We start from the raw sequence: 11,772 nt of genomic DNA on the forward strand, positions 1-11,772 counted from the left end.
TTAAGCCCGCAATTTCCGGCGCATCACACTAGGAGCGGCGTGGTACGGGGATGACGTAGCGGCTGAAGAGGAGTTCGCGCAGGACGTCGTCACCGCCTTCCACGAGGGAGACGTAGCGGATGTCGCGCAGCAGCTTGCCGATGGGCAGGTCATGCGTGTAGCCGAGGCCGCCGAACATCTCCGAGCCGGTACTGGCCACCTCCCAGCCGGCCTGGCCGCAGAACATCTTCGCGGTGAGCGCCGACTTCAGGGTGCCCTGGCGGCGGAAGAGCGCGGCGGCGTCGGGGGCGGCCATGACAGCGTCGTACTCGCGTGCGGCGCGCAGGCAGTGGCTCTTCATGACGTCGATCTGCATCTCCATCTGGCCGAGCCGCTGCGCGAACACGGGGCTCTCCAGGAGGGTGCCGTCGCGGAAGGGCTTGCTCTTGGCGTAGGTCATGCAGTGGTCGCGCACCCGGCGGGCGACCCCGATCGCGGTGGCGGCGATCAGGATGCGGCTGGCGTTGAGCCCGATCTCCAGCAGCCGCAGGCCCGGGCCGTCGAGGCGGTTCGATGCCGGAACGCGACAGCCTTGCAGGCTGACCTGGTAGGTGTGCGAGGCGCGCAGGCCGATGACGTCCCAGCGCCGCACGATCTCCACGCCGGGGGTGTCGCGCGGGACCAGTACGGCGTGGTACGTCTCGGGGTCCTCAGCCGAGCGGGCGACGACGACGAGGAAGTCGGCGAAGTCGGTATTGGTGGAGAAGAACTTCGCGCCCGTCAGGACGAGTTCGTCTCCCTCGGCCGCGACGACCGTCTCGATCTTGGCGAGTTCGCTGCCCGCCGTCCGCTCGCTGCCCAGCGTCGCGCAGAAGGAGCCGCGTTCGGCCATGGGCCCGAGATGGCGGGCCTTGAGCTCCTCGGAGCCGTACAGCTGCACGATGCTGGTGCCGAGGACCGAGATGAAAAGCGTGAACGCCACTCCCGCGTCGCCGTAGGAGAGTTCGTTGACGATACCGACGCTGTCCTCGAGGGTCAGCCCGCGCCCGCCCAGTTCCTCGGGCAGCCACCAGTTGGCCAGTCCGGTCTCGCGGAACCTCTCGTAGACGTCCGCGGGTTTGTCGTCGAGCGCGTCGAACTCCGTGTCACGGCCGTCGAGATGCTGCTTGACGAACGTGCGGACGGTCTTGAGGTCTTCCGACTTCATCTCTCCACCACTTCCAGGTCAGGCACACCGGGCACTGACGTGATCATTCGGAATTCGCCCGCTGTACGAGTGCCTCGATGTCGAGGTCGTCGATCTCGTCCAGCTCGTCCAGGCCGTCCGGTTCCCGTGGGGCCTCGTCCGGGCGGCCGGCGGTCTCCTGATCGCCCTGCTCCGGCTCGGGGAACAGCAGTTCCCGGACGCGTTCCGCCAGTGCGGCGGGGGTCGGGTAGTTGTAGATCACCGTCGCCGGGATGTGGACGCCGGTGTCCTGCTTGACCTGGTTGCGGAACTCGACGCCGCTGAGGGAGTCGAAGCCGATCTCCTGGAACGACATGTCGGCGTCGATGTCGTCGGCGGACGGGTAGCCCAGCACGACGGCGGCGGTCTCCAGCAGCAGCGCCACCAGTTCCTCCCGCTGCTCCTCCGGGGAGAGGCCGGCCAGCTTGGCGGCCATGGGCGACGCCCCGCTGTCCTGCGGCTCGGCCGCTGCGCTCCGCCCGGCCGGGGCGGGTGCCGTGGGCCGGACCAGGCTGTGCAGCAGCGCTGGCACGGTGTCCTGCTCCAGGGCGCTCCGGTCCACCTGCACGGGAAGCTGCAGCGTCTCGTCCACGGAGAGCGCGGCGTCGAACAGCGCCATGCCCCGCTCCGCAGGCAGCGGAGCCATGCCGTGGCGGCGGAAGCGCGCCAGGTCGCTGTCGCCGAGTGTGCTGGCCATGCCGGTCTCCCACGGGCCCCAGGCCAGCGAGAGAGCGGGCAGTCCCGCCGCCGCGCGGTGCTCGGCCAGGGCGTTGAGGAAGGCGTTGGCGGCCGCGTAGTTGGCCTGGCCGGCGTTGCCGAGGACGCCCACGACCGAGGAGTACAGCACGAAGGCCGACAGGTCCCGGTCCTTGGTGAGTTCGTGCAGATGCCACGCGGCGTCGGCCTTGGGCGCGAACACGCGGTCGATCCGCTCGGGCGTCATCAGCTCCACGGTGGTGTCGTCGAGGACACCGGCCATGTGCACGACGGCCGTGAGCGGCGCCTCCTCGGGGATCCGCGCGAGCTGCTCGGCCAGCGCCTCGGGGTCGGAGACGTCGCAGGCGGCCTGGGTGACGTGGGTGCCCAGTGCGGATAGCTCGGTGGCCAGGTCGGCGCCGCCGGAGCGGCTGAGCAGCAGCAGGTGGCGCACGCCGTGCTCGGCGACCAGGTGCCGGGCGAGCATCGCGCCCAGCCCGCCGGTCGCCCCGGTGAGCAGGACCGTTCCGTCCGGGTCCCAGGTCTGTCGTGCGCCGGCCGGGGCGGGCAGCGGGGTCAGTCGGGGCGCGTGGACCGTGCCCCGGCGGATCACGAGCTCGGGCGCGTTCGGGTCGAGGGACTGAAGGGCGCGCTGCGACTCGTCGCTGCCGTCGGTGTCCACGAGCACGAACTGGCCGGCGTGCTCGCCCTGGGCGGAGCGCACCAGGCCCCACACCGGGGCGAGGGCCGGGTCGGGCGTCTCGGTGGGGAGGGCCGCCACCGCGTTCCTGGTCACGATGACCAGCGGGCGGTCGTGGTGGTCGCTGAGCCGCCGCTGGACCAGCTCCAGCGCCTCGCGGGCGTACGTCCGTGCCGCCTCGAGCGTGTCGAGGCCTGCCCGCGCCTCGATGTGCACGAGGTCGGCCGGCTCGGTCGCCCCCGTCGGCCCCGGCTCCACCGGGGTCCAGCGCACGGCGAACAGGGAGTCGGCGAGGGAGCCTCGGGTGAGCTGGTCGGCGGAGGCCGGCATCAGGGCCAGGGAGTCGACGGTGAGCAGGGGCGCGCCGTCGGCTGCGGTGACCGTCACCGACACCTCGGTGTCGGTGATCCGGGCCACGCGGACCCGGACACGGCCGGTGACAGGGGCGTGGTGGGCGACTCCCGCCCACGCGTAGGGCAGCAGCGTCTGTCCGGGGTCGTCGGACAGGACCATCGGCAGGATCGGGTGCAGCGCGGCGTCGAGCAGGGCCGGGTGAACGGCGAATCCGTCCTCGGCGTGCGGTACGTGCTCGGGCAGCTGGACCTCGCCGTAGGCCTCGTCGCCGTGCCGCCACAGGGCGCGCAGGCCCTGGAAGGCCGTGCCGTAGCCGTAGCCCCGCTCGGCCAGTTCCGGGTAGAAGCCGCTCAGGTCCACCTCGGCGGCTTCCTGCGGGGGCCATACGTCGTCCACAGCGGCGGGGCGGGCGGGTGCGTTCGGTACGACGTACCCCGCGGCGTGCCGGGTCCAGGCGGTCGAGCCGCCGGAGGCCAGACAGGAGTGGACGGTGACGGGGCGCCGGCCGGACGGCTCCGCCTCGCCGAGGAGGACCTGTACCCGTACGGCGCCGTCGGCGAAGGTCAGCGGGGCGTGCAGGGTGAGTTCCTCGACGGCGCGGCAGCCGGTGTTCTCGATGGCGCGCAGGGCCAGGTCCACCACGGCCGCGCCGGGGAACACGGGGGTGCCGAAGATGGTGTGGTCGGCCAGCCAGGGCTCGGCGTCGGGGTCGATCCGTCCGCTGAAGACGACCTGGCCGGCGCCGGCGAGTTCGGTTTCGGCGGCCAGGAAGGGGTGCCCGACCGGTTCGAGACCGGCGTCCGCGACATCGCCGGCCGGCTTGGCCTGCTCGGCCCAGTAGCGCTGGTGGTCGAACGCGTAGGTGGGCAGGTCGACGAGCCGGCCGGCGGAGCCGACGGCGTCGAGGTAGGCGGACCAGTCGACGGGGACTCCGGCGGCGTGCAGCCGGGCGAGGGCCTCGGCCGCCGCACGGGTCTCGGCACGGCCCTTGCGAACCAGGGGGATCGCTGTCACGCCGGTGTCGGCGAGGGTGTCGCCTGCCATGGCGGCGAGGACGCCGTCCGGTCCCGCCTCGACGAGCGTCCCGGCGCCGGCCTCGACGGCGGCGGCGACCCCGTCGGCGAAGCGTACGGCGTCGCGGACATGGCGCACCCAGTACTCGGGCCGCTCCAGCTCGCCCGGTTCGGCGAGGGCGCCGGTCACGTTGGAGACGACCGCGAGGCGTGCGGGCGTATAGGTGACCGACTCGGCGACGCGCCGGAACTCCGCCAGCATGGGATCCATCAGTGGCGAGTGGAAGGCGTGCGAAACCCGCAGCCGGGTCGTCTTGCGTCCGTCGGCGGCCAGTGCGGCGGCGACCTCGGTGACGACCTCGGCCACGCCGGAGACCACCACGGCGGCGGGGCCGTTGACGGCGGCGATGGAGGCGGCGTCCGCGTGTCCGGCCAGCGCGGCGCGGACCTCGTCCTCGCTCGCCTGGACGGCCACCATGGCGCCGCCGCGCGGCAGCGCCCCCATCAGGCGTCCGCGGGCGGCGACCAGGTGGGCCGCGTCGGCGAGCGAGAACACGCCCGCCACGTGTGCGGCGGCCAGTTCGCCGATGGAGTGCCCGACGAGCACGGCGGGTTCGACGCCGAGCGAGGTCAGGAGCCGGTAGGCGGCCACCTCGAAGGCGAACAGCGCGGGCTGGGTCATCGCGGTGTCGTCGAGCAGTGCGGCGGCCGGGGAGCCCGGTTGGGCGCCGACCACGTCGTCGATCCGGTACTCAAGGAGCGGGTCGAGTTCCGCGCAGACCTCGCGCCAGGCCTCGGCGAACACCGGGAAGGCCGCCCTCAGTTCCCGGCTCATGCCCAGGCGCTGGCTGCCCTGCCCGGAGAACAGGACGCCGACACCGGGCGGCGCCGAGGCGTGGCCGGTGACCACGCCGGAGTCGCGCCGCCCCTGGGCGAGGGCGTCGAGACCGGCGAGGAGTTCCTCCCGGTCCGTGCCGATGACGACGGCGCGGTGGTCGAGGACGGAGCGCCGGGTGACCAGGGCGCGAGCCACGTCGGCCGGGTGTGCGGCGCTGCCGTCGGCGAGCGCGGCGGCCAGCTTGCCGGCCTGTCCGGCCAGCGCCCGGGCACTGTGCGCCGACACCGGCCACACCAGCACGCCTCGGGAGTCCGCGGCAGGGGTGTCGGCGGGCTCGGCCGGGTCTGCGGGGTCGCCCTGCTCGATGATGACGTGGGCGTTGGTGCCGCTGATGCCGAACGAGGAGACGCCGGCCCGCCGGGGGCGGTCCGCCGCGGGCCAGTCGCGTTGCTCGGCCAGCAGCTGTACGGCCCCGCAGGACCAGTCGATACGGCGGGAGGGTTCGTCGGCGTGCAGGGTCCTGGGCAGCAGGCCCGCCCGCATCGCCATGATCATCTTGATGACGCCGGCGACGCCCGCGGCGGCCTGGGTGTGTCCGATGTTGGACTTCAGCGATCCCAGCCACAGCGGGTCCTCGCGGTCCCGTCCGTACACGGACAGCAGCGCCTGGGCCTCGATCGGGTCGCCGAGGCTGGTGCCGGTGCCGTGCGCCTCCACCGCGTCGACCTCGTCCGGGGACAGTCCGGCCGAGGCGAGGGCCTGGCGGATCACCCGCTCCTGGGAGGGGCCGTTGGGCGCGGTCAGGCCGTTGCTCTCGCCGTCCTGGTTGACGGCGCTGCCCCGCAGGACGGCCAGCACACGCCGGCCGTTGCGGCGGGCGTCGGACAGCCGCTCCAGCACCAGCACGCCGACGCCTTCGGACCAGCCGGTGCCGTCGGCGTTGTCGGAGAACGCCTTGCAACGGCCGTCGGCGGCCAGCCCGCCCTGCCGGGCGAACTCGACGAACATGCCGGGGGTGGACATCACGGTGACGCCGCCGGCGAGGGCGAGCGAGCAGTCACCGGAGCGCAGCGCCTGGGCGGCCAGGTGCACGGCGACCAGGGAGGAGGAGCAGGCGGTGTCGACGGTGACGGCCGGTCCCTCCAGGCCGAGGGAGTAGGCGATCCGGCCGGACACGACGCTGCCGGAGCCGCCGGTCAGGGCGTGGCCGGCGAGGTTGCCGGGCACCTCGTGCAGGCGGGGCAGGTAGTCCTGGGCCATGGCGCCCATGAACACGGCGGTGCTGGTGCGGCGCAGCCGGGCCGGGTCCTGGCCCGCGTGTTCCAGGGCCTCCCACGCGGTTTCGAGGGCGAGGCGCTGCTGCGGGTCCATGACGAGGGCCTCGCGCGGGCTGATCCGGAAGAAGCCGGCGTCGAAGTCGGCGGCGTCGTCGAGGAATCCGCCCGCGGGGACGAAGTCCGCGTCCGCGTCGATGCGCCAGCCGCGGTCCTGGGGGAAGCCGGTGATCGCGTCGACGCCGCCCTCGACCAACCGCCACAGGTCCTCGGGGGTGGTGACGCCGCCGGGCAGGCGGCAGCTCATGCCGACGATCGCGATGGGCTCGTCGGCGGCGTGGACGGGGGCGGCCGCCGCGCCTGCCGGTGTCTCGTCCGGGCCGGTGAACTGCTCGCGCAGGTGCCGTACGAGGGCGGCGGGGGTGGGGTGGTCGTAGGCGAGCGAGGCGGGCATCTGCAGGCCGGTCGCGGAGTTGAGCCGGTCGCGCAGCTGCACCGCGGTGACCGAGTCGAAGCCGAGTTCCTTGAAGGTGCTGTCCGCGGCGATCCGGGTGGTGTCGGCGTGCCCGAGCAGCACGGCGGCCTCGCCGCGCACCAGCGTCCACAGCTCCTGCTCGGACATCCCGGTGGCTTCCCGGGTGGTTTCAGCCGCTTCGGACGCCGCCGTGGCGGGCGCGGGTCGCGGGGCTGGGGTCTGGACGGCGGCCCCGTCGACCCAGTACGTCTCGCGCTGGAAGGCGTACGTCGGCAGCGGCACACGCCGGGCGCCGGTGAACGTGCCGCTCCAGTCCAGGTCGACGCCGCGGGTGTGCAGTTCGGCCATGGACAGCAGCAGGCGGTGCGTCTCGTCCTCGTGGCGGCGCAGGGTGGGCTGCACGACGGCCGAGCCTGCCGTGGCGGCGATGTGCATCGCCAGCACCGGGTGGGGGCTGACCTCGACGAACACGCCGTATCCGGCGTCGGTCAGCGCCTGGACGGTGTCGGCGAAGCGCACCGGCTCGCGCAGGTTGCGGTACCAGTAGTCGGCGTCCAGCTCGGTCGGGTCGACGCGTCCGGCGACGACGGTGGAGTAGAACGCCACGCCGGTGTCGGTGGTCGCGGCGTCCGCGACGCCTTCGAGGACTTCGTCGCGGATCGATTCGACGTGCTCGCAGTGGGAGGCGTAGTCGACCGGGACGATCCGGGCGCGGATCCCTCGGGCCTCGCAGTCGGCGACGGCCTCGCGTACGGCGTCCGGGTCGCCGGAGATGACCACCGTGGCGGGCGAGTTGACCGCTCCGACGGAGACCTTGGTCTGGTCGACCTGGTCGGCGGGCAGGTCGAGCACCGCCATCAGGCCGCGCCCGGACAGCTTCTCGGTGATGATCCGGGCGCGGTTGACGATGAGCCGTATGCCGTCGGCGAGGGAGAGGATGCCCGCCGCGGTGGCCGCGGCGATCTCGCCCTGGGAGTGGCCGATGACCGCGTCGGGCGGGAGGCCGGCCGCGCGCCACACCTCGGCGAGCGACACCATCACCGCGAACAGCGCGGGCTGGACGACGTCCATCCGCTTCAGCGCGGCCTCGTCGCCGAGCACCTCCCGCAGCGAGAAGCCGGCGAACTCGCCGAGCAGGCGCTCGCACTCGTCCATGCGGGCGGCGAACACTTCGTTCGTCTCCCACAGGCCCTGGGCCATGCCGACCCAGTGGGCGCCCTGGCCGGAGAACACCCACACCACGCCGCCGCCCTCGCCGGCGGTGCCGGTGACGACCCGCGCCGACGGTGTGCCCTCCGCCAGCGCGGCGAGGCCGTCGAGCAGTTCCTGCCGGTCGGCGGCGAGGACGACACCGCGGTTCTTGAGCGGGGACCGGGTGGTCACCGTGGAGTGGCCGACGTCCAGGGGGCCGAGGCCGGCCTCGTCGCGCACCCACGCGCGCAGTTCGCGGGCCTGGGCCCGCAGCGCCTGGGGGGTGCGGGCGGACACCATCACGGGCACCGGTGTGCCGGGCGCGGCCTCGGCGGCCGGCCGCGGTTCGGGGTGCGGTTCGGGGGCACCGACGACGAGGTGGCAGTTGGTGCCGCCGATGCCGAAGGAGCTGACGCCGGCCAGCCGGGGGCCGTCGGGCCAGGCCACGGCGGCGGCGTTGACCCGCAGCTTCCACTGGTCCAGCGGGATGTCCGGGTTGGGGGTGTCGTAGTTGAGGCTGGCGGGCAGCTCGCCGTGCCGCATCGACAGGGCGACCTTGATCAGGCCCAGGACGCCCGCGGCGGCGTCGAGGTGGCCGATGTTGGTCTTCACCGAGCCGACCAGCAGCGGCTGCGCGGCGTCGCGGCCCTCGCCGTACACCTCGGCCAGGGCGCTCGCCTCGACCGGGTCACCCGCCCGGGTGCCGGTGCCGTGCAGTTCGACGTACCGCACCCGGGCGGCGGCCACGCCGGCATCGCGGCAGGCCTCGCGCAGCAGGGCGCTCTGCGCCTCGGCGTTGGGCACGGTCAGCGCGCCGGGGCCGTCGTGGTTGACGGCGCCGCCGAGCAGCACGCAGTAGACGGGGTCGCCGTCGGCGGTGGCGTCGGCCAGCCGCTTGAGGACGACCACGCCCGCGCCCTCGCCGCGGACGAATCCGTTGGCGCAGGCGTCGAAGGTGTGGCTGCGGCAGTCCGGGGACAGCGCCCCGGAGCGGGCGAAGGCGATCGTGCTCTCCGGCACGAGGTTCAGGTGGACGCCGCCGGCCAGGGCGAGGTCCGCGTCCTTCGAGCGCAGGCTCTCGCAGGCCATGTGCACCGCGACGAGGGAGGAGGACTGCGCGGTGTCCACGATCAGGCTCGGTCCGTGCAGGCCCAGTTGGTGCGAGACCCGGTTGGCGATCAGGCCCCGGCTCAGCCCCGCGATGGCGTGGTGGGACAGCGCGTCGCCGCCGTGGCGGTGCACCAGGGAGGCGTAGTCGTCCCCGGTGGCGCCCAGGAAGACCGCGGTGGCGCTGCCACGCAGGTTCTCCGCCGGCAGGAAGGCGTCCTCCAGAGCGTGCCAGCTCAGCTCGAGCACCATGCGCTGGCGCGGGTCCATGCCGGCGGCCTCGCGCGGGGAGATGCCGAAGAAGCCCGCGTCGAAGTCGCCGACGCCCTCGACGAAACCGCCCTGGGGGTGGCGGGCCAGTTCGGGAATGTCCCTGGGCCACCGGTCGGCGGGCGCGTCCGCTATCGCATCCCGCCCCTCCCTCAGCAACTGCCAGAAGGAACGGATGTCCTTCGCACCGGGAACCCGGCACGACATTCCGATGACGGCGACGGCATTCCGATCCACCCCGGTGAGCCCTTCCCCGAACTCGTTCACGCCCATAGAGCTCCAGCCCTCTCTACCGCTTTGGCTGCCCTGCACGATCCGTGAACGGACTCCGCAGATACACCTGTGCGCTTTCGAATCCGGGAATTTCCGAGCCGGCTGCACGCATCGGGGGCTTTTCGGGGACTGGGCGGACATGCGTGTGGCCACGCCGGTCGCCCGGCGCGGCCACGTTCTGCCCCGTTGTCAGCGCGCGGTGCGCGCGTGCCAGGAACGGCCGATCGTCTTCACCAGGTTCGGCGTCACGAAGACACGCCGGAAGGGCAGGATGAGCGGCATGTAGACCTTGCCCAGCAGGCCCTTCTTGTGGACCAGCACGGCCATCTGCGCGTGGTATCGGCCGTTGCCGTCGTGCACCCAGCCGATGTGCATGGCCGCGTGCACGGTCTTGTTGACGACCTCGGTCACCCACTCGTCGGACGTCTGGTAGACCGACTTCATCGGCACCACCTTCAGGTCCGGGCCGCGGGGGCCGTCGCGCAGGTCGTCCGGCAGCCGGTCGCGCAGGGAGGGATTGCGCGGGCCGAGGCCGTGCTCCGCCCCGTCCCACTTGAGGACGGCTCCGAGTTTCCAGCGGATCGCGAACAGCAGCTTGTACATCGGCGAGGGCTCGAAGTGCTTGCCGTCGCTGTCGAACTGCCGGACCAGGAGGGCCAGGTCGTCCGGACCACCGGGGGTGTCCAGATCCCAGACGTCCTCGACCTCGAAATCCCTGATGAACTCGTGGACCCTCCACGGTCGCTCGGTGAACGCGGAGTTCGGGAGCCTCATGCCAACCTCATTTCTCGTAGAACGGACGGCCGCGCACGGCGGACAACAACCTAGCCGTGCGCGCGCCGCCTCGACCGGCCGCCTCAACGGAGCGTCTCAACGGACCATCTCAACCGGCGGTCTCGATCCGCCACCTCGATCGGCCGTCGATCCGCCGTCTCAACCGACCGTCCCCGCCTTCACCTTGCGCGGCCGGAACATCATGCGGGCGCCGTATCTGGGGATGTTGACGACCGTGCGGCTGCGCGCCGTCTCGGGCTCGGCGTCGGCGCGCTCGACGTCGAGGGTGGTCAGGATCTCGGTCAGGGTGGCCTTGAGCTCGACGAAGGCGATGCGGTCACCGAGGCAGCGGGTGTGGCCGCCGCCGAACGGGATCCAGGTGTGCGAGGCGGGCTTGGAGCCGAGGAAGCGCTCCGGGCGGAACTCGTCGGGCTGCGGGTAGTTGTGCTCGTCGCGGTTGAGCAGGTAGGCGCTGGCCCACAGGCGGTCGCCGGGCTGGTAGCGCACGCCGCCGATCTCCACCGGCTTGACCACCTCACGGGGGACGATCTGCTGGATCGGCGGGCCGAGCCGCAGCACCTCGTGGACCACCGCCGTCAGGTAGGCGTCGCTCGTGCCCTCCTCGATCTCGGCGCGCAGGCGCTCGACGACGTCGGGGTGCCGGGTGAGGAACTCCAGCGCCCAGCAGATGGCGGCGGCCGTGGTCTCCGTACCCGCGAGGAACTGCGTCATGATCTCGTCGCGCATCTCGATCCGGCTCGGCTTGGAGCCGTCGGCGTTGGTGATGGCGAGCATGACGCCGAGCAGGTCGTCGCCGGGCGCACCGGAGCGCACCCGCTCCTCGATGGCCGCGTCCACCATGCCGTGGACCCGGTCGCGGCGGGTGAGGAAGTCGTTGACGCCGTTGGGCCGCATCAGGCGCAGCACCTGCACCCGCCAGGTCGGCATGCGGTGGAACATCTTCATCGTCGCGGGGCGGGAGTTGAACTCCAGCATCTTCATCACCTCCGCGAACATGGCGTCCTCGCAGGAGGGGCGGTGCTTGCCGAAGAGGACCTCCATGATCACCTTGGTGGTGTAGTGGTGCGCATAGGGGTGCACCGACACGGCCCGGTCGCGCGGCCAGGACGCGACCGTCTCCTTGGCGAGCTGCACGACCGCCTGCTCGACGCGCTTGAGGGCGTCGCCGCGGAAGCTGGGCATGACGCTGCGGCGCCGCGCGGTGTGCGCGTCCTCGTCCAGCCAGGCGAGGCCGTTCTGGCCGGTCCACTTCTCGATGGGGCCGTTGCTGGAGCCGGTGTGCAGCACGTCGCGGGGCGCCAGGAACATCTGCTTGACGTCGTCCGGCGCCGAGATCACATGGATGCGGATACCGGGGATGATCGTCACGCGGAACCGGCTGCCGTACTTGGCGCGGCAGCTCTTCAGGAAGGGCTCCGGGCGGGCCCAGATGCCCAGCACCTGACGCAGCCGCGACATCTCCACCACGGGCAGCGCGGTGGAGGGAACGACCGTCTGCGGGGCCGGCGCCGAGTGGTCGATCGGGCACTTGCCGCCGGATGCGGCCGCCGCGTCGTGGGCGTTGCGGGAGTGGTCCATTGTC

4 protein-coding genes are annotated in these 11,772 nt (G+C 72.7%); all 4 read right to left on the reverse strand.

Annotated features, from left to right (window positions below; genetic code table 11):
- Positions 1–28 precede the first annotated feature (28 nt).
- A complete protein-coding gene (locus tag ACFZDC_RS37145) occupies positions 29–1,186 on the reverse strand; it encodes an acyl-CoA dehydrogenase family protein (RefSeq protein ID WP_391330844.1) in 1,158 nt (385 codons plus the stop codon).
- A 43-nt stretch (positions 1,187–1,229) separates the two neighbouring features.
- Positions 1,230–9,389 (reverse strand): SDR family NAD(P)-dependent oxidoreductase, encoded by an 8,160-nt coding sequence (locus ACFZDC_RS37150; RefSeq protein WP_391330846.1) that lies wholly within the window; start codon positions 9,387–9,389, stop codon positions 1,230–1,232.
- 195 nt (positions 9,390–9,584) lie between these two features.
- Complete coding sequence (locus tag ACFZDC_RS37155) at positions 9,585–10,169, reverse strand: DUF2867 domain-containing protein (RefSeq protein WP_391330848.1); 585 nt, start codon at positions 10,167–10,169, stop codon at positions 9,585–9,587.
- A gap of 159 nt (positions 10,170–10,328) precedes the next feature.
- Positions 10,329–11,768: a cytochrome P450 gene (locus ACFZDC_RS37160; RefSeq protein ID WP_391330850.1), complete on the reverse strand. Its 1,440-nt coding sequence runs from the start codon at positions 11,766–11,768 to the stop codon at positions 10,329–10,331.
- Between the last annotated feature and the right edge of the window lie 4 nt (positions 11,769–11,772).

The sequence above is a fragment of the Streptomyces sp. NPDC007905 genome (genome assembly GCF_042959345.1).
Taxonomy (GTDB): Bacteria; Actinomycetota; Actinomycetes; order Streptomycetales; family Streptomycetaceae; genus Streptomyces.